The following is an 18,678-nucleotide window of genomic DNA, read 5'->3' as shown; positions in this document are numbered from 1 at the left end:
CCGTGTCGGCGGACGGGCGCGCGCACGGCTCGCGGATGGTCCGATCCGCGAGCCGTCGGTCTTCAAGTCGTCCATGACTTCGCGGCGCATCGTCGTTCCGCGCGCCGCCGGTTCGGGGGCAAAGATCGCTCGCGCGCGGCGAGCGGGTGGAGCCTGCGCGCCGAAGCGCATCGCGCTCCGGCACGAAGAGACAGGAACGATCAGCTCAGGCGCGGACGCGCGCCTTCGACGTCGGCGCGGATCCAGGCGTTCGCGGCCGCGATCGCCTCGTCGCGCGTCGGGGCGATACCGGAAACCGAGATCGTCCGCAGCCACGGGCGGTAGATTTTCCAGTGCAGCGGCGTATCCATGCCTTGCTCGACGACGACGCGATAGCCCAGGCGACGATAGGCGACAACGCGGCGCAGAATCGTGCGCCGGACGGGGCGTACGGGATGTTGCATCGTGGACATCGAATACATTGCGCATCCTCTCCCTGTGGAAATCTGGGGCAAAGAGCCACCGACCGGCCTCTTTGAAGGCCGGGGAAGCAAACAGCTCGGTAGCGAAAGAAAATCCTTCCGTGGATCAGGCGAATCCGTTCAAGAGTCGGTTCGGTGTGCCGCTGCTGCGCAAGCGGGATCCCCCCTTCTCGCGCCGGCGCGTTTTCACGCGCCGATCCGGGCCTTCCTTTGCATGTCCGCGGCTCCTCCCTGAACTGCGTTCCGGCCGCGTCCGGCGGCCTGTCTTGAGGATCGAGCGCGTGGCGTCCTGCCTCGTCCCGATCGGATGGTTCCGGGCGATGGGTCCGTCCACCGCCCGTCGTACGTGTTACGGTCCTCCGTTATTCCCGGACGGCACGTCGCAGTTCAAAAGATTTCGACGGCAGTCCTGCGCGCGCCGCTGCGGCTTGGCGACGCTGTAGTTCGCCGCCGACGACACGCCGGTATTGCGGTTGATGTAGTTGACCGCGGCGAAACCGATCGCCGGCAGGCCGTACATCACAGTGCCTTCGGTCGACGGACGCAGCGCGCGATTGAGCTCGCCGGCGTTGACGAGATTGACGTCGATCGTGCCGCCGTCGTGCCGGCGCGTCGACGGAATCGGCTGCAGGCGCGGCTGCAGCACCGATGCCAGCGGATGCGGCAGCGCGGGCAGCGAGCCTTCGTCGCGCGGCGCGACCGCGACGACCTGCGCGACGTAGCCCAGCGCCAGTCGCGGCGACGTGCCGTTCGACGTCGGCACGCTGCGGCCGGTGCGGTCGTACAAGGTGTATCCCGCCGACACGACGGACGCGGCTTCGTCGCCGGCGCGCGGATACACGCCGCCGAACGGCGCGAGCGCGGTCGTGCCGACGATCGCCTCGTCGGTGTAGAACGGTTTCGTCGGAAACGCGATGACCCACTCGGTCGTCGCGCCGGCGACGCGGTCGGCCGAATAATTCGTCGAAATCGTGCTCGACATCAGCACGGCGCTGACCGCGTCGATCGCGCGCGTCGCCGGATATTCGAGCTCCATGCGGCGGTACTGCAGATCGACCGTCGCTTTCGCGACCGCGGCGACCGGATCGCTCAGCGCGTCGGCCAGCGTCGGCCGGAAGCGGTTCGGATGCGCGTGCGAGACGACCGACGCGCGGCTGCCGGCCGGCAGGTCGGCCGGGTCGACGCGAAAATCGTCGAGCGCGGTCGCGTTGAAACCCATCACCGTGCCGACGCCGACGTTGAGCACCATCGCCTCGCCGCTGATGCCGCCGGTCGGGTTGGTAAGGTCGGCGCCGGGATTGGTCGTCCACGCGCCGCCGGTCCAGGCCGCGCGGATCACGTCGCAGTTGGCCGGCGCGCCGTTCGTGCCGGTCGGCGCCACGGCCTTGGCGAGATCCGAGCCCGGCACGAAATTGCCCGTTTCGATGACCGTGATCGTGCCTTCGCTGATGCGGTCGTAGTCGTCCGGGCCGGCATCGTCGTTCGCGCCGGTGTATTCGTACTCGAGCAGCGGCGAATAACCGCGGCCGTCGATCAGCATTTCGTCGACGAGCGCCGGATACGTGCACGACGGATCGGTCGCGATGAGGTTCGCCGGACGCGTTTCGTCGATCGAGAACAGCACGCCGGTCCAGGTGTCGCGCGGGCCGAGGTAGACGTTGAAGTTGAGCGTCGCGCGGCCGTTGCGCGCCTCGCTCAGGCGCACGTTGAGCGCCTTGGTGCGCGTGGTGTGGTTGACCAGCGTGAAGATCGTCTGGTTGCCGGCGCGCGTGGTGTAGTACGGAAACAGCAGAACCTGGCCGGTGCCGTCGGGATTCAGCCGCACGGCGTCCGCGGTCGTTGCGACCAGCGCGAGCGCGAGGGCGCCCAGGCAGGTGCGCAGCGCACGTCGGTACGGGTGGATCGGGCTCATCGTCATTCCTTCAAGTCGTACAGCGTGTTTCTGTAGTCGTGGGCCGACGGTTGGAAGCGGTCGGAGCAAGGCAATGGTTCTTGTGGGATTTCGCGCGCCTAACGCGAAATTCGACCTTGCTGCTTGCTCTGACCTTCCCAGGGCGCGTTTACGTCGACATCGTTGGGACGCGCGGGGCTCGCGATCCCCCCAACGCGCATCGTCGGCGCGCGGATTCATCGCGCGCCCGAGCCGTCCGGCAGCCTCCGCGGTCCCGCGCAAATTTTGAACGATTTCTGCACTACATGCTTTTTCCCATCGCTTATGGCTAATATCCGCCGGCCGTAGCCGAAACTGAATCAACCGTCCGCGATGCTGAGCACGTCCGACGCCATCCTGTCCGCCGCCCGATCCGACTGGTCGGAACCGAGCGTTTGCGTGCGACCGGCCGAGCCCGGCGCGCCCGTGCGCTTCGATGCGGCGCGGCGCGAACTGCGCCCGGCGCTCGCGTTCGGACTGTCGTTCGCACTGCACGTCGCCGCCGCCGTCGCGCTGTGGCAATGGGCGCCGACGTTCGTGCCGGGCCTCGAAAAACCGCCGCTGCAGGTGGAACTGCGCGCCGGCGACAACGACGGCAGCGCCGACACCGCACAGGCCGCGCCGGTCGAACCGCCGCCGCTGCCGCAACCGAAGCCGCGCATCGCGGCATCGCGCAGGCCGGCGCCGCAACCCGCACCGGTCGCCGCCACCGCGACGCTGCCCGAACCGTTGCCGCTGATGCCGTCGGCCCAGCCACTGTCCGCGCCCGCGGTCCCCGAATCGATCGTCGAAGGTCCCGATGCGGTGGTCTCGACCACGAGCGCCGCCGACCGCGCGAGCGTGCGCATTCTCGCGTGGCTCTCGCAGTATCGCCGCTACCCGCCCTCCGCGCGCCGCGCGCGGCTGGAAGGCACCGTCGAAATCGTCGTCGTGCTGCTGCCCGACGGGCGTCTCGTCCAGCAGCGCGTCGCGCAAAGCTCGGGCCACGCCGTGCTCGACCAGGCCGCGCTCGAACTCCTGCGCCGCGCCTCTCCGGTACCGGCGGCGACGTTCGACACCGGCGAGGCGGCCGAACTCGAGCTGCACCTGCCGATCGTCTACCGACTGAGCATTTGATGCCCGCGCCCGTCGATACGCAGGCGCGGCCCGGGCGGCATCGCCGCGGCAACGGCGCCGCGCACGCATGAGCTCGTTCGCCCCGCAACACACCGACGCCGCCGGCGACGCGATCGCCGAGCTGTACGCCTCGTGCTTCGGCGAGCTCGTGGCCTACCTGCGCCGCCTGTGCGGCGACGCGGCGCAAGCCGAGGATCTCGCGCAGGAAGCCGGCATCCGCCTGTTGTCGCAGGCGCGGCGCGAGCCGATCGCGCAGCCGCGCGCGTTTCTGTTCCACGTCGCGACGAACCTCGCGCGCGACCAGCTGCGCCGCCGCATCGTCAGCGACGCCTACGCGGCCGACGTGATGGCCGACGAACCGGGTCCGGCGCCGGGCGCCGACCACATCGCCGCCGTGCACGAGGAGGTCGCGCGCGTCAACGCCGCGCTCGCCACGCTCACGCCGCGCGCGCGCGACGTGCTCGTGCTGTCGCGCGTGCACGGCCACACGCAAAAGGAAATCGCCGACCGGCTCAAGCTGCAGCCCAAGACGGTCGAAAACCACCTGACCCGCGCACTCGCCCAGCTCGGCGCGGCGCTGGGCGGGAAGCGACGCCAATGAACGGGCACACCGGCCTCATCGATACGAGCGCGGGAACACGACGTCCCGCCGATGCAAACTCCGAGCGACGGCGTTGGGGGAAACTCGCCGTTGCCGCGTCCCGCCTAGAGACATGGCTATGAACACGCCCGAATCGCTGCAGCTCGAAGCCGCCCGCTGGCATGCACTTGCCGGTGAGGGTTCGCTGTCGACCGCCGAGTCCGCCCGGCTCGACGCCTGGCTCGCGCGCGACGTGCGCCATCGCCTTGCCTACGCCGACGTCGCCGCCGCCGGTTTCGCGCTGCAGCAGGCGCTCGGCGCCGATGCGCCGCTCCCGGCGCAAGCGCCGCGCGCGTCGCGCCGCCCGCTGCTGCGCTGGAGCCTCGCCGCCGCGCCGCTGTTGCTGCTGGTCGCGCTCGTCGCCGGCCCGCGCGTTCAACCGACCGTGCAGAACCTGCGCAGCGACCTGCACAGCGCGATCGGCCAGCCGGTCACGCAGACGCTCGCCGACGGGTCGGTGCTGCAGCTCGACACCGACAGTGCCGTGCGCATCCGCATGACGCCGTCGCGCCGCGACATCGAACTCGTACGCGGGCGCCTCGCGATCAGCGTCGCGAAAGACCCGGCCCGTCCGCTGCACGTGCTGGCCGGCGGCACCGACGCGATGGCCGTCGGCACGCGCTTCGTCGTCGACCGCGGCGACCGCGCGACGCACGTCGGCGTGCAGGAAGGCATCGTGCGGGTCACGCGCGGCGACGGAAAGTCGGCGCAGTTGACCGCCGGGCAGCAGGTGCTCGTCGGCGACGACGTGAATTTCGACGTCGTCGAACTCGACGTCAACGCCGACAGCTGGACGCGCGGCGTACTCTCGGCCGAGCGCAAGCCGCTCGTCGACGTGCTGGCCGAACTCGACCGCTACCTGCCCGAACGCATCGTGCTGCTCGACACCGCTCACGCGCAGATGCCGATCACCGCGACGCTGCCCCTTGCCGATCCCGATGCCGCGCTGCGCGTGCTCGCGCAGACGTCGCAGCTGAGCCTGCGGCACCTGCCGCGCGTCGCCTACGTGGTGCAATGACGCCGAAACTGCGCAGGATCGCGCTGCTCGCCGTACTGCTGCCCGCCAGCGTTTTCGCGACCGACCCGTCCGATACCGTCGAACTCGATCTGCCGCCGGGTCCGCTCCTCGGCTGCCTGGAGCAGCTGACCGCGCGCACCGGCGTGCCGATCGTCGACAACACCGGGCGCGTCGCCGACCTCGAATGCGACGGCCGGCGCGAAACGACGAGCCTGGGCGAAGCGCTCGACGCGCTCTTGAAACCGCTCGGCCTGTCGTGGCGCCGCCGCGACGACGGCGCGATCGAAGTCGTCGCCGGCCAGACCGAAACGATCGAACTCGACACGCTCGCCGTCGAAGACACGCCGCTGCCGGCGCTCGAACCCGTGATAGCGGCGCAAGCGCCGGTCACGCGGCTCGCGCAGGACGCGATGAGCATCACGCGCATCACGCAGGACCGGCTCGATACCGCGCCGCTCCTGAGCCTGTCGCAGATCAACCGCTACGCGCCGAACGTCTACGCGAGCGGCGCGGGCCTCGCCATCCGCGCGATCGAGCGCGACCTCGATACGTTCAGCGGCCTCGCCGTCCGCCTCGACGACATCGACCTCGGCACGAGCCTGATCGAAGGCGACATGGTGTCGGTGGAGAATCTCGCGGGCCTGGACCTCGAACGCGGTCCGCGCAGCTTCGAGCGCGGCGGCCCCGGCGCGGCCGGCGCCTTGAACCTGTACACCGCGGCGCCGTCCGAAACGCCGACGCTGCGCGCCGGTTTCGGCCTCGGCAACGACGGCGCGCACCGCGCCTCGGCGTCGTGGTCGAGCCGTTTCGGCGACGGCGAAAGCGGCATCCGCGTCGCGCTCGAAAACCGCCGCCTGCCGAACTACGTCGACGAACGCTTCGTGCCGCAGGCCAACCGCGCGCACCGCGACGTCGACAACGCGTTCGTCAAACTCAATCTCGTGCCGGAATCGATACCGGGCCTGTCCGCGGAAGTCTCCGCGCTCCTCGTCTCGGGCGACGACGCGCCGTTGTGGACCGCCGCCGGCGAATCGCCGTTTCCGCTGCCCGACGACGGCGCGAGCTACGCGCGCGTCGTGCGCGCGATGCGCACGCGCGCCGTCGGCGCCGCGACGAACGTGCAGTACGGCAACGATGCGTGGTACCTGCGCCTGACCGCGAACGGCACCGTCGCGCAGCATCGCGGCGCATGGCTCGGCTCCACGTTCGGCCCGGCCGGCATCTTCAACACCGAGCGGCGCAACGCGACGAGCCTGTCCGGCCATCACCACACCGACGACTGGGACTTCGCGCTCGGCGCCGAGGTCAGCGGCATGTCGTTCTCCGACCACGACGCAACGTGGGCGACCGGGTACCAGCGCGTCGCCGACTATCGCAAGGACCTCGACTTCCGCACGCGCAGCGTGTGGGCGTGGGCCGAGCACCGTTTCAACGACCAATGGTCGCTCGGCGCCGGCGTGCGCCACGTGCGCGAACTGACGCGGCGCTACATCGTCAGCGTCGAATGCGACGTCGGCGAACTGCGCGATCCACAGCCCGGCGTCTGCGCCGACCTCGCCGAAAACCCGCCGCTGCGCCAGTTCGGACAGGTTCGCACGAGCACTCCGGTGCCGCTCGTCACCGCCGCGTGGTCGCCGCTCGCCGACCAGCGCTTCACGCTGAGCTACGGCCGCGGCATCCGCTCGAGCCTCGGGCTGTTTCCCGACTGGATACAGCCGGCCGAACGCGACGACTCCGCCCAGCTGGGCTGGCAGGCAAGCTGGCTCGGCGGCGACCTGTCGACGCGCACCGCCGTGTTCCACACGAAGGTCAGCGAACGCTTCCACTTCGTCAACAACCACATCGGCGCGCGGGGCCTCGCGCGCGGCGCCGAACTCGAAGCCGAGTACCGGCTGTCGCCGCTGTGGCGCCTGAACGCCGGCGCCGGCTGGATCGACGCCGATTTCCAGTACTACCGCTACGGCAACACCGATCCGACACCGCCGATGCCCGGCGCGCCGGAGCGCACGGTGATCCTCGGCGCGCGCTACGGCGCGGACCTGCGCTGGTACGGCACGATCGACGCCTACCGCGTCTCGGAGGCCGAATCGGCACAGGAAATCAGCCCGAAGAAGCGGCGGCCGGCCTACAACCTCGTCGACTTTCGCGTCGGCTATCGCAAGGACGAATGGGAGCTCGCGCTCATCGTCACCAACGCGTTCGACCAGACCTATCTCGATCGCGTCGACTTCAGCCTCAACGACCGCTTCTACGACACGCGCTATCGCCTGGGCGACCCGCGCCGGACCGAGCTGCGCTGGCAGTACGAGTGGCGGTGATCGCCTGACGACGGGGCGCGGTGTCGCGCTTCGCCCGCGTCAAGTACGCTTCGCGCAACGCCACACGGACCGTCGCCGATGCGCCTTTCGCTACGCCTGCTCGCCTTTTTGACTCTCGTGTCGTGCATCGCCGCGCCGGCCGCGGCGCGCACCTGCCTCGTGCTCGGCGGCGGCGGCGCGCGCGGCGCCGCGCACATCGGCGTGCTCAAGGTGCTCGAACGCGAGCGCGTGCCGATCGACTGCATCACCGGCACCTCGATGGGCGCGATCGTCGGCGGCCTGTACGCGGCCGGCTACGACGCCGACGCGATCGAAGTGGTGCTGAAGGGCATCGACTGGAAAGACATGTTCCGCGACGATCCGCCGCGCCAGGAACTGCCGATGCGGCGCAAGGAAGACGAACTGCGCTTTCTCGGCGGCATCGAACTCGGTTTGAAGGACGGCAGCATCGCGCTGCCGCGCGGCATGATCCAGGGCCAGAAACTGCAGCTCCTGCTGCGGCGCCTATTGCTGTCGACCGGCGGCGTGCAGACCTTCGACGACCTGCCGATCCCGTTCCGCTCGATCGCGACCGATATCGGCAACGGCGAGAAAGTGGTGTTTTCCGACGGCGATCTCGCGATGGCGATCCGCGCCAGCATGTCGGTGCCGGGCGCGTTCGCGCCGGTGCGCTACCGCGGCCGGCTGATGGTCGACGGCGGCATTGTGGACAATGTACCGATCGACGTCGCGCGCGCCCTCGGCGGCACGCGCCTGATCGTCGTCAACGTCGGCGAACCGCTGGTCGACGAGGAAAAGCTCAACTCGCCGTTCTCGATCGCCAACCAGATGCTCACGACACTGATGAAACGCGAGACGGATATTCAGTTGGCGACGCTCGGCGACGCCGACGTGCTGATCGTGCCCGATCTCGGCGACGTCGGCAGCGCCGACTTCCAGCGCGCCGGCGAAACGGTCGCGGCGGGCGCCGCGAGCGCGGAAAAAGCCGTCGTCGCCCTGCGCCGCTACGCGGTCGACGAGGCGCGCTACGCGCAGTTCACCGCGCGTCATCGCCAGCGCGGCTTCGATCCGCCGCTGATCGCGTTCATCGACGTGCTGCGCGGGCGCAGCCGCACCGCCGCCTACGTCGAGCAGCGCCTGTCCGACAACGTCGACAAGCCGTTCGACCCGAAGACGCTCGAATCCGACATCGGCCTCGCCTACGGCGAAGGCAGCTACGAGCGCATCACGTACGAGCTCGCCGAACGCGACGGCAAGACCGGCCTGGAGGTACACCCGGTCGACAAGGGCTGGGGCCCGAATTTCCTGCGCTTCGGGCTGCGCCTGTCCGACGACTTCGCCGGCCGCAACAGCTACCAGCTGATCGGCGAAATGAACTTCACCGGCTTGAACGAACGCGGCGGCGAATCGCGCAACCGTCTCGAACTCGGCCGCGTCACCGGCCTGCACAGCGAGTTCTATCAGCCGTTCGGCGACCACGGCCAGTACTACGTCGCGCCGTATCTCGACTATCGCGCCAACAACATCCCGATCGGCTCGGGCATCGACCTCAACGAAACGCTCGCCGAGTACCGCCGCAGCCGCAGCATCGCCGCATTGGAACTGGGCTACACACCGGATGCGACCTGGCGCTTCTCCGGCACGATCGAATACGGCTACGACTCGGTCAAGCGCCGCGTCGGCACGCCCGACCTGCCCGCCTCGCTCGACCAGACGTTCGGCGGCGTCAAGCTGCAGGTGACACGCGACAGCCTCGACGATTCGGGCTTTCCGACACGCGGTTCGCGGCTGGACCTGTCCGACGAGTTGCTGCTGACCGAACTCGGGTCCGAATCGGCGGCGAACGTCGTGCGCCTGAACTGGGACACCGCGTTCTCGTACGGCGCGAACCGCTGGCTCGTCGGCACGCGACTGCACAGCGCCGGCGGCGACGGCGACCTGCTCTCGACGTTCGGCACGCTCGGCGGCCTTGCGAACCTCTCGGGTTTCACCGAAAACCAGTTGCTCGCGGGACAGACGGCGCTCGGACGCGTCGTCTACTACCGCCGCCTCACCGACGCGACGAAGCTGATTTCGGTGCCGGTCTACGCCGGCGCGAGCCTCGAAGCCGGCGGCATCTGGGATACGCGCGACGAAGTGCGCGGCAAGGACCTCGTCGGCGCCGGCAGCCTGTTTCTCGGCATCGACACGTTTCTCGGCCCGGTTTTCGTCGGCTACGGCCACGCGCAGGGCGGCCACAATTCGTTCTACCTGACGTTCGGTTCGCTGCTGCGCCCGAACGATTGAATTTTTCTACTTCTATGCAAAGACGCGCGCAATTCGGCGTGCTGCGCCGCGGCAACGCCCGCGTCAAACCGTTGCGCGGCGCAAGCGCGTTGACACCGCGGTTTTCGGCGTGATAACTGATAGGCGGCCCCGACATCCGTCCGGGGTCGCATCGTCGTCGTTTCCAGCCGTCGCCAGGGGACTTGGCCGCGCGTGGAAACCAGCGTTCACCACCGGACCCGTCACGCCGTCGCCATGCCTTCGCTCGACTTCCTGCTGCGCTGCCTGCTGCTCGTGACCTTGTGTCTCGACGGGCGGGTGTTGTCGTGGCCGTCGAACGCGAATGCCGGCGAACCCGCGAACGCCACCGTGACGGCGCTCGCGCAGGCACCGGCGGCCAGCCGCGGCGACGACTGCGCCGAGTCCGGCAAGGGCGGGCGCGGCGGAGCGCACGACGATTGCGACTGCGCGAAGGGCACCTGCGGCTGCATCTGCTTTCTGTCGGTCGCCGCGCTGCCGGCGGTCGCGCCGTCGCTGCTGCCGCACGCGTTGCTCGCCGAACCGCTCGTCTGGTCGGCGCCGCATGTGCCGTCGAGCACACGCACGCCGCTGTTTCGACCTCCGATCGTCTGATCTCGCCGGCCACGCTCGCCGTGGCCCGTTCGTCGTTGCGCGCATTTCGCGGCCAACCGTGCCGCGCGCGGCGCACACCCAAGCCTTCGAGCCCTCCGCCCCGCCCGGCGCGTCACTGCGTCGCGTCGACGCGGCGCGCCGCCGCACACACACTGCGCGGCTTCGCGGGCTCGATCGACCCACGAGATCAGAAAGTTCGGGAGTTGTTCCATGTCTTGCAAACGCAATCGCCTTACCGTCGCCGTCGGCGCGTTGTTGTCGCTCGGCGCCGTGCCCGCGTCGTTCGCCCAGTCCGCCGACGCCGCATCCCCCGCCGAGGCGGCCGAGACGGCGAGCCTCGAAGCCGTCGTCGTCACCGGCAGCCACATCAAACGCGCGCAGATTTCCGGCGTCGGTCCCGTCACCGTGATCGATGCCGAGGCGATCGAACGCTCCGGCGCGATCTCCGTCGAGAACATCTTGCAGCGCATGCCGGCGTCGGCCGGTTTCGCCGGCAACCAGACGAACGCCTACTGGGCCGACAACGGCTACGGCACGACGCAGGTCAACCTGCGCGGCCTCGGCATCAACCGCACGCTGGTGCTGCTCAACGGCCGCCGCGTCGTCAACGGCGGCACCGGCGCGAACAGTTCGGTCGACCTCAACACCATTCCGGTCGCGCTGATCGAACGCATCGAAGTGCTCAAGGACGGCGCATCGGCGATCTACGGCGCCGACGCCGTCGCCGGCGTCGTCAACATCATCACGAAGAAAAAATTCGACGGTCTTCAAACGTCGATCCGCTACGGCGAAACCTTCAAGGGCGACGGTGCCGAAAAGGCGGCCGACGTCGCCTGGGGCAAGACCGGCGATGCGTACACCGCGATGGCGTCGATCAACTACGCCGAGAGCGGCACCGTGAACATGGCCAGCCGCGCGCCGTGCGCGCTCGGCGAAGACGGCGGCAAGCTCGTCTGCGTGGGCAGCTCGTCGACGATCGGCGGTCGCGCGATTCTCGCCGACGGCCGTCGCGTCAACTTCAACCAGGACCCGAACGGCGACGGCGATTTCTACGAAACGTATTCGCCGGGCAAGCACAACTTCAACTCGAATCCGTACCTCAACGCGGTCAATCCGTTGAAGCGCGTCAGCGTCGGCGCGTTCGGCACGCTGGACGTCGACGAGAACACGTCGCTGTTCGCCGAGCTGATGTACACGCACCGCGACTCGAACCAGCTCGCGACGCCCGGCGCGCTCGGCGTGTACCGCCCGATCAACATCGCCGCCGATCATCCGACGAACCCGACCGGACAGAACCTGCTGCTGCAGCGCCGGCGCCTGCTCGAAGCGGGCGTGCGCGAGTTCTACCAGGAAGTCGACACGACGCGCGTCGTGTTCGGCGCGCAGGGCCGCATCGGCACGGGCTGGGACTGGACGACCGCGATCAATTTCGGCCGCAACACCGGCACCGACGGCTCGACCGCCGTCGCCGATCTCGACCGCGTCGCGCGCACGCTCGACACGTCGGTGTGCAGCAACGCGGCCGGCGCGGCGATCCCGTGCGCCGACTATCTCGGCTACGGCGACGTGACGCAGGCCGTGCTCGACTACATCCTGTTCACCACGCGCGACAAGGGCGGCAACGAGCAGAAGAGCTGGACCGCGAATCTTTCCGGCGAACTGTTCGAACTGCCGGCCGGATGGGTCGGCATGGCCACGGGCCTTGAAGTGCGGCAGGAGAAAGGCTGGCGCAATCCCGACCCGCGCACGGTCGCCGGCATCGCCAACACGAACCAGCAGGATCCGATCGCCGGCGACTACGTGGCGAAGGAGGCCTACGTCGAATTCGCGGTGCCGCTCCTGATGGACAGTCCGTTCGCGCGCTCGCTGACGCTCAACGCCGCCGGCCGCTATTCGAACTACGACCTGTTCGGCAACGACACGAACTACAAGCTCGGCCTCGACTGGGAGATCACGCCGTCGCTCAAGGCGCGCGCGAACGTCGCGTCGGCGTTCCGCATCCCGAACGTGCCGGAGCTCTTCGGCGGCGTGTCGGAGGGCAATCTCACGACGACCGATCCGTGCAGCGGCTGGAGCGCGATGCCGGCGTCGTCGACCGTCGCGCAGAACTGCCGCGCGTCGGGCGTGCCGGTCGGCTATACGCAGCTCGGCAACACCGTGCTGACGACGGTCGGCGGCAACGCCGACCTTCAACCCGAAGACGCCAAGACGCTGACCGCGGGCATCGTGTGGACGCCGCAGTTCGCGCCCGATCTCACGGTGACGCTCGACTATTTCAACGTGAAGATCGACAACGCGATCCAGCGTATCGACGGTTCGACCAAGCTCTCGGTCTGCTACAACACGCCGGGCCTGTCGAGCGTGTTCTGCGGCCCCGCGCACTTCACGCGCAACGCGCAGACCGGCGAGATCGAGTTCCTCTCGTCGCAGCCGCTCAACACCGCGAGCGAGCGCATGTCCGGCATCGACCTCGGCGTGCTGTACGAGTTCGCGTCGGTCGACGACTGGAAGGCGACGCTGTCGTGGGACGTGTCGTACCTCAAGAACTACGACGTGCGTCCGTTCGACGGCGCGGACGAGATCCGCTACGCCGGCAAGATCACCGGCGGTCGCGGCAGTTTCGCCAAGTGGCGTTCGCTCGCGGCGCTGACCGCGCAGCGCGGCGCGTGGTCGGGTTCGTGGAGCGTGCAGTACATCGGTTCCGCGGACGACATCAACGCGCTGCCGGGCGACATCGGCGAACGCGCGCCGAGCCTCGCGTATCACAATGTACAAGTGAAATACGAGGTCAACGAGGCGCTCGACGTCGCGATCGGCGTCGACAACCTGTTCGACAAGAAGGCGCCGTTCATCCAGAGCTACACCGACGCGAACACCGACACGATGACGTACGACCTCCTCGGCCGCCGCTGGAACGTCAAAGCGAACTTCCGCTGGTAACCGCCCGCCCATCGCATCGGAAATCCTATGAAACCGGCATTCTGGGCGCGACGCGCCCACAAGTGGATCGGCCTCGCGATCGGCATACAGGCGCTGCTGTGGATGGCGAGCGGCCTGTACATGGTCTCGATCTCGATCCACGTCATCCATGGCGATCATCTCGCCAAGAGCGCGGCCAGGCCGCTGTCCGGGGCGCCGATGCGGGAGGCGTCGGCGCTCGCCGCGCAGTTCCCCGGTATGACCGGGTTCCGCGTCAAGCGGCTCGTCGATCGTGTAGTGATCGAAGTGCGGCACGACGGCAGGACGTCGCTCGTCGACGCGGTCACCGGCGAGGCGCTGAGCCCGCTCGGCGAGGCGGCGGCGCGCGACGTCGCCGTCGCGCTGTACCAGGGCAAGGCGCCGATACGCAGCGCGGCGCTGATCGACAAGGCGCCGCAGGAAGTCGCCACGCGTCCGGTACCGCTGTGGCGCATCGCGTTCGACGACGCCAACGAGACGACGCTGTACCTGTCGCCCGACACCGGGGAGATGCTCGCCAAGCGCCACGACCTGTGGCGCTGGTTCGACTTCCTGTGGATGTTCCACATCATGGACTACGACGCGCGCACCGACGTCAACAACACCCTGCTGCGCGTCGCCTCGTCGATCGGCTTCGTGTTCGCGCTGTCGGGCGCGTGGCTCCTGTTCTACAGCTTTCGCCGGAGGCCCGCCGCATGACGCCGTGGATCCGTCGATTGCACAAGTGGTTCGGGCTCCTCGTCGCGCTGCAGTTCGTCGTCTGGACCTTTAGCGGCCTCGTGATGAGCCTCCTCGACCATCATCGCGTGGAAGGCGAGCACCACCGCGCGCCCGTCGCGCCGGATACGCGGGCGTGGCCCGTCGACGCGGCATCGCCCGCGCAGGCGCTCGCCGCGGCGAAACAACCGGTGCAGGCGCTCGACACGCGGCGCCTGCTCGATCGTCCGGTCTATCGCCTGGCGTTTCAGGACAAGGAATGGCTCGTCGACGCGCACACGCTGGCGGCCGTCGAGGTCGACGCCGCGACGGCGCTGGCGATCGCGCAAGCCGACTACGTCGGCGACGGCGTTCCCGGGACGCCGCAGCGGCTCGACGCGGCGACGCTCGAAGTGCGCGGGCACGCCGGGCCGATCTGGCGTGTCGATTTTTCCGACGAAGATTCAACGACGCTGTACGTTTCGGCGCAGGACGGCGAAATCCTAGAACGCCGCAACGACACGTGGCGCTGGTTCGACATCGTCTGGATGCTGCATATCATGGACTACAGCGGCCGGCAGAACTTCAACCATCCGCTGGTGATCCTGCTCGCGGCCGGCGGCCTGTGGATCGCGCTGTCGGGCGTGTGGCTGCTCGTGGCGAGCTTTCGCGCGAGCGAATTCGTGCCCGCGCGCTGGCGGCGCCGGCGCGCGCTGACCGTGCTCGACACGAACGGCACGGAGCTGCGCTCGATCGAATCGCACGACGGCGACACGGTGTACGTCGCGATGGGCCGCCACGGGCTGCAGCTGCCGTCGAACTGCGGCGGCGGCCAGAGCTGCGGCCTTTGCGAAGTGCGCGTCTGCGGCACGCCGCCTGAGCCGACCGCGGCCGACCGCGAGCACCTCGGCGACAGCCGCGTGCGCATGGGCTATCGCCTCGCGTGCAATCTCGCGATCGGCGACGCGGCACGCATCGAAGTCGCGGCCGGCGCGAGCCTGTGGACCGAATGCACCGGCACCGTCGAGCGCGTCACCGCGGTCACGCCGTTCCTGCGCGAGATCGTGCTGGCGCCGGCGACGCCGCCGGGGTCCGAGTTCCAGCCGGGCGCCTATCTGCAGGTGCACGTGCCCGGCTATGCGTTCGCGCGCGGCGACATCGCGCATCCGGAACACCACCGCGACGACTGGGCGGCGCTCGACCTGCCGCCGACCCTCGCGAACAAGGAAGGCGTGCGGCGTTCGTACTCGCTCGCGCTGCCGGTGGAGAAATGCGACGGACGCCTGACGCTGCTCGCGCGCTTCAGCCCGGGCCGGCAGCACGGCAAGAAGCATCCGCCCGGCAAGGGATCGACGTATCTGTATTCGCTCAAGCCCGGCGACACGGTGCGCTACAGCGGCCCGTTCGGCGATTTCGCGCTCAAGCCCGGCGAACGCGAAAAGGTGTTCATCGGCGGCGGCGCGGGCATGGCGCCGCTGCGCGCGATGATCCACGCGCGGCTCGATGCCGGCGCGACCGAGCGCATCCACTACTGGTACGGCGCGCGCAAAGCCCGCGAAGCGCCCTATGTCGACGAAATGACGGCGCTCGCGGCCAGGCACCCGAACTTCAGCTGGCATCTGGTGCTGTCGGAGGAAGCCGAAGCGTCGAATGGCCTCGTCCACGAGGTCGCGCACGCACGCCTGCTGCGCGACCACGCGAACCTCGCCGCCTGCGAGTTCTACCTGTGCGGACCGCCGGCGATGCTCGCGGCGACGCGCAAGCTGCTGGCGCAGCTTGAAATTCCACCGGAGCGCATCGCTTTCGACGACTTCAAGATCTGACCGGGAAACGGCGGCGCACGTCTTGCCGGACTTGTAACGAAACCTTTATCGCTTCATCGGGATTCGGCGATATAATCGCGCCCCTCTCGCCGCCGAGGGGCGCTGCAAGTTCGGCCAGGCCGTGCGCCGGTACGAAATCAGGCTCGGCGGTTTTCGGGTAACCGAAACCGCGCCCGCCCAATCCTGGAGCTGAACCATGAACGCTGTCGTGAACTTGAAGAACGACTACAAAGTCGCGGACCTGTCGCTCGCCGACTGGGGCCGCAAGGAAATCGAGATCGCCGAGCACGAGATGCCGGGCCTGATGTCGATCCGCAAGAAGTACGCCGCCGCCAAGCCGCTCAAGGGCGTGCGCGTAACCGGCTCGCTGCACATGACGATCCAGACCGCCGTGCTGATCGAGACGCTGGTCGACCTCGGCGCCTCGGTGCGCTGGGCGTCGTGCAACATCTTCTCGACGCAGGACCATGCCGCCGCCGCGATCGCCGCCGCCGGCGTGCCGGTGTTCGCGTGGAAGGGCGAGTCGCTCGAAGAATACTGGGACTGCACGCTCGACTGCGTCACCCACCCGGGCAGCAAGGGTCCTGAGCTCGTCGTCGACGACGGCGGCGACGTGACGCTCCTGATCCACAAGGGCTACGAACTCGAACAGGGTTCGGACTGGGTCAACACCCCGTCGGGCTCGCACGAGGAGCAGGTGATCAAGAACCTGCTCAAGCGCGTCGCCAAGGAGCGTCCGGGCTTCTGGACCAACGTGGTCAAGGACTGGAAGGGCGTTTCGGAAGAAACGACGACCGGCGTGCACCGCCTGTACCAGATGATGGAAGCCGGCAAGCTGCTCGTGCCGGCGATCAACGTCAACGACTCGGTGACGAAGTCGAAGTTCGACAACCTGTACGGCTGCCGCGAATCGCTGGCCGACGGTCTCAAGCGCGCGATGGACGTGATGCTCGCCGGCAAGGTGGCCGTCGTGTGCGGCTACGGCGACGTCGGCAAGGGCTCGGCGCACAGCCTGCGCGCCTACGGCGCGCGCGTGATCGTGACCGAAATCGATCCGATCAACGCGCTGCAGGCCGCGATGGAAGGCTTCCAGGTCGACACCGTCGAAGCGTCGCTCGGCCTCGCCGACATCTACGTCACGACGACCGGCAACAAGGACGTCATCACGGTCGAGCACATGACCAAGATGAAGGACCAGGCCATCGTCTGCAACATCGGTCACTTCGACAACGAGATCCAGGTCGACGCGCTCAACGCGCTGGCCGGCATCAAGAAGATCAACATCAAGCCGCAGGTCGACAAGTACGTTCTGCCCGGCGGCCGCGAGATGTTCCTGCTCGCCGAAGGCCGCCTGGTGAACCTCGGCTGCGCCACCGGCCACCCGAGCTTCGTCATGTCGAATTCGTTCTCGAACCAGACGCTCGCGCAGCTCGACCTGTGGGCGAACAAGGACGTCTACGAGAAGACCGTCTACCGCCTGCCCAAGAAGCTCGACGAGGAAGTCGCGCGCCTGCATCTGGAAAAGATCGGCGTGAAGCTGACGAAGCTCACCGCCGACCAGGCCGCCTACCTCGGCGTCGATCCGGAAGGCCCGTACAAGCCGGAGCACTACCGCTACTGATCGCCGGCGATCGGTGAAGTATCCGACGCCGCAATCGCGAGATTGCGGCGTTTTTTCTTTCAGACGCTGCAGACGCGATCGCGGCCGTTGTGCTTGGCGCGGTACAGCGCGCGGTCGACGTCGACGAACCATTCCTCGGGCCGGCGGTATTCGGCGCGTCGGTCGCCCACGCCGATGCTCGCCGTGACGTTGCAGAGCGTCGGATCGTTCGCGGACGCATGCAGGCGCCCCCGGATCGCCAGCGCGAGCCCGTTCGCGGTCGGCAGCGGGATGCCCTGAAGCACGATGCCGAATTCCTCGCCGCCGAGCCTTGCGACGACAGCGTCGCAGCCCGCGACGCTGTCGCGCAGAATTTCGGCGAACGCGACGAGGCATGCGTCGCCGGCTGCGTGGCCGTATGTGTCGTTGATCCGCTTGAAGTGGTCGATGTCGACGATCAGAAGGCTCGCGGCCGATTCGCTCGCGAACATCTGTTCGAGCGTCCAGGTGAATACGCGCCGGTTCGGCAGGCTGGTCAGCACATCGGTGTGCGCAAGGCCGACGTAGCGGTCTCGCTGGGCGGCGAGTTCGCGCCGCTGCGCGCGTTGCTCGCAGTGGTCCGCGTAGTTGGCGAACAGCGCGCCGACAAGATAGATCGAGAATAGCGACAGCATGATCGCGACGCCGGTTTCCGCCTCCGCGAACGTCCAGGCGAGACTCGGCACCAGCTGCGCCGCGGCGCCGGCGAACGCCCGCCGCCCGCGCACCGCATACACGAAGATCGCCGCGGTCGCGAACGCCATCGAGCACAACAGCACTACGACGCGCGCGGATTCGAAATCGTCGTCGACGTAGCACCACGTACTGACGCCCGACCACAACGTCAAGGTCGCAAAGATGACGCACCACCATCGGCGCAGGTGACGTTCCTGCTGCATCTGCCCCAGCGGCCGGCCGTACGCGAGCGCGAGGCGCGCGATGGCCAGCGCGGCGAACGCCGCGCCGATCGCGGCGATGACCAGCGGGTGCCTCCCGTAGACGTCGGCTTCGACGCAGACGACGAGCCAGCCCGCGACGTAGTACAAACCGCCCGCAGTACCCCGGCGCGCCATCGTCGTACATTCGGTGGCGCACTCGGCTTCGGCGTAGGAGCGTTCGCTGGGTGACGAAGTCATGGCGGCATTCTCGAAAAACGGCCCGCCGTCGTCCTGTACGAATAC

General features: G+C 68.6%; 13 protein-coding genes and 1 riboswitch. Of the genes, 10 read left to right on the top strand and 3 right to left on the bottom strand.

Features of this window, described 5'->3' with window-relative positions:
- Positions 1-200 precede the first annotated feature (200 nt).
- Entirely contained in the window at positions 201-443 is a 243-nt protein-coding gene (locus OD750_RS01360) for a hypothetical protein (protein WP_263543060.1), read from the bottom strand.
- Positions 444-810: 367 nt separating this feature from the next.
- The gene (locus OD750_RS01355) at positions 811-2,373 is read right to left on the bottom strand and encodes a hypothetical protein (RefSeq protein ID WP_263543059.1); all 1,563 of its coding nucleotides are present in this window, start codon (positions 2,371-2,373) and stop codon (positions 811-813) included.
- 417 nt (positions 2,374-2,790) lie between these two features.
- On the opposite strand from OD750_RS01355, the gene OD750_RS01350 reads away from it, so the two are divergent.
- The 10 genes from OD750_RS01350 (at position 2,791) to ahcY (ending at position 17,479) form a co-directional block, all read left to right on the top strand.
- The gene (locus tag OD750_RS01350) at positions 2,791-3,507 is read left to right on the top strand and encodes an energy transducer TonB (protein ID WP_263543058.1); all 717 of its coding nucleotides are present in this window, start codon (positions 2,791-2,793) and stop codon (positions 3,505-3,507) included.
- 67 nt (positions 3,508-3,574) lie between these two features.
- Positions 3,575-4,108, top strand: coding sequence for an RNA polymerase sigma factor (locus tag OD750_RS01345; protein ID WP_263543057.1), 534 nt, complete (start codon positions 3,575-3,577; stop codon positions 4,106-4,108).
- A 118-nt stretch (positions 4,109-4,226) separates the two neighbouring features.
- Positions 4,227-5,165: a FecR family protein gene (locus OD750_RS01340; RefSeq protein WP_263543056.1), complete on the top strand. Its 939-nt coding sequence runs from the start codon at positions 4,227-4,229 to the stop codon at positions 5,163-5,165.
- Positions 5,162-7,483 (top strand): TonB-dependent receptor, encoded by a 2,322-nt coding sequence (locus OD750_RS01335; RefSeq protein WP_263543055.1) that lies wholly within the window; start codon positions 5,162-5,164, stop codon positions 7,481-7,483. Before OD750_RS01340 ends, OD750_RS01335 begins: the two co-directional genes overlap by 4 nt.
- Positions 7,484-7,561: 78 nt before the next feature.
- Entirely contained in the window at positions 7,562-9,769 is a 2,208-nt protein-coding gene (locus OD750_RS01330) for a patatin-like phospholipase family protein (RefSeq protein ID WP_263543054.1), read from the top strand.
- Positions 9,770-10,003: 234 nt separating this feature from the next.
- Positions 10,004-10,381 (top strand): CopL family metal-binding regulatory protein, encoded by a 378-nt coding sequence (locus OD750_RS01325; RefSeq protein ID WP_263543053.1) that lies wholly within the window; start codon positions 10,004-10,006, stop codon positions 10,379-10,381.
- Between the two features lie 210 nt (positions 10,382-10,591).
- The gene (locus OD750_RS01320) at positions 10,592-13,321 is read left to right on the top strand and encodes a TonB-dependent receptor (protein ID WP_263543052.1); all 2,730 of its coding nucleotides are present in this window, start codon (positions 10,592-10,594) and stop codon (positions 13,319-13,321) included.
- Between the two features lie 27 nt (positions 13,322-13,348).
- Complete coding sequence (locus tag OD750_RS01315) at positions 13,349-14,038, top strand: PepSY domain-containing protein (protein WP_263543051.1); 690 nt, start codon at positions 13,349-13,351, stop codon at positions 14,036-14,038.
- Positions 14,035-15,858, top strand: coding sequence for a 2Fe-2S iron-sulfur cluster-binding protein (locus OD750_RS01310; RefSeq protein WP_263543050.1), 1,824 nt, complete (start codon positions 14,035-14,037; stop codon positions 15,856-15,858). The genes OD750_RS01315 and OD750_RS01310 overlap by 4 nt, the downstream gene beginning before the upstream one ends.
- A gap of 88 nt (positions 15,859-15,946) precedes the next feature.
- Positions 15,947-16,040, top strand: a riboswitch (S-adenosyl-L-homocysteine riboswitch).
- Between the two features lie 14 nt (positions 16,041-16,054).
- Positions 16,055-17,479 carry an adenosylhomocysteinase gene (ahcY, locus tag OD750_RS01305; protein WP_272841736.1) on the top strand — a complete coding sequence of 475 codons (1,425 nt, stop codon included), beginning with the start codon at positions 16,055-16,057 and terminating at the stop codon, positions 17,477-17,479.
- A gap of 59 nt (positions 17,480-17,538) precedes the next feature.
- On the opposite strand, the gene OD750_RS01300 is transcribed toward ahcY, so the two are convergent.
- On the bottom strand, positions 17,539-18,633 hold the full coding sequence (locus OD750_RS01300; protein WP_263544590.1) for a GGDEF domain-containing protein: 1,095 nt from the start codon (positions 18,631-18,633) through the stop codon (positions 17,539-17,541).
- Positions 18,634-18,678 lie beyond the last annotated feature (45 nt).

The sequence above is a fragment of the Tahibacter soli genome, assembly GCF_025717065.2.
Classification (GTDB): Bacteria; Pseudomonadota; Gammaproteobacteria; order Xanthomonadales; family Rhodanobacteraceae; genus Tahibacter; species Tahibacter soli.
The sequence above is the reverse complement of the archived record's forward strand: the minus strand, read 5'-3'. Positions and strand labels throughout refer to the sequence as shown.

Excerpts from the sequence above, each read along its gene's own strand:
- OD750_RS01300 (WP_263544590.1), bottom strand. The coding sequence starts at position 18,633 with ATGACTTCGTCACCCAGCGAACGCTCCTACGCCGAAGCCGAGTGCGCC.
- OD750_RS01335 (WP_263543055.1), top strand. The coding sequence starts at position 5,162 with ATGACGCCGAAACTGCGCAGGATCGCGCTGCTCGCCGTACTGCTGCCC.
- OD750_RS01360 (WP_263543060.1), bottom strand. The coding sequence starts at position 443 with ATGCAACATCCCGTACGCCCCGTCCGGCGCACGATTCTGCGCCGCGTT.
- OD750_RS01340 (WP_263543056.1), top strand. The coding sequence starts at position 4,227 with ATGAACACGCCCGAATCGCTGCAGCTCGAAGCCGCCCGCTGGCATGCA.
- OD750_RS01320 (WP_263543052.1), top strand. The coding sequence starts at position 10,592 with ATGTCTTGCAAACGCAATCGCCTTACCGTCGCCGTCGGCGCGTTGTTG.
- OD750_RS01325 (WP_263543053.1), top strand. The coding sequence starts at position 10,004 with ATGCCTTCGCTCGACTTCCTGCTGCGCTGCCTGCTGCTCGTGACCTTG.
- OD750_RS01310 (WP_263543050.1), top strand. The coding sequence starts at position 14,035 with ATGACGCCGTGGATCCGTCGATTGCACAAGTGGTTCGGGCTCCTCGTC.
- OD750_RS01355 (WP_263543059.1), bottom strand. The coding sequence starts at position 2,373 with ATGAGCCCGATCCACCCGTACCGACGTGCGCTGCGCACCTGCCTGGGC.
- OD750_RS01330 (WP_263543054.1), top strand. The coding sequence starts at position 7,562 with ATGCGCCTTTCGCTACGCCTGCTCGCCTTTTTGACTCTCGTGTCGTGC.
- ahcY (WP_272841736.1), top strand. The coding sequence starts at position 16,055 with ATGAACGCTGTCGTGAACTTGAAGAACGACTACAAAGTCGCGGACCTG.
- OD750_RS01315 (WP_263543051.1), top strand. The coding sequence starts at position 13,349 with ATGAAACCGGCATTCTGGGCGCGACGCGCCCACAAGTGGATCGGCCTC.
- OD750_RS01345 (WP_263543057.1), top strand. The coding sequence starts at position 3,575 with ATGAGCTCGTTCGCCCCGCAACACACCGACGCCGCCGGCGACGCGATC.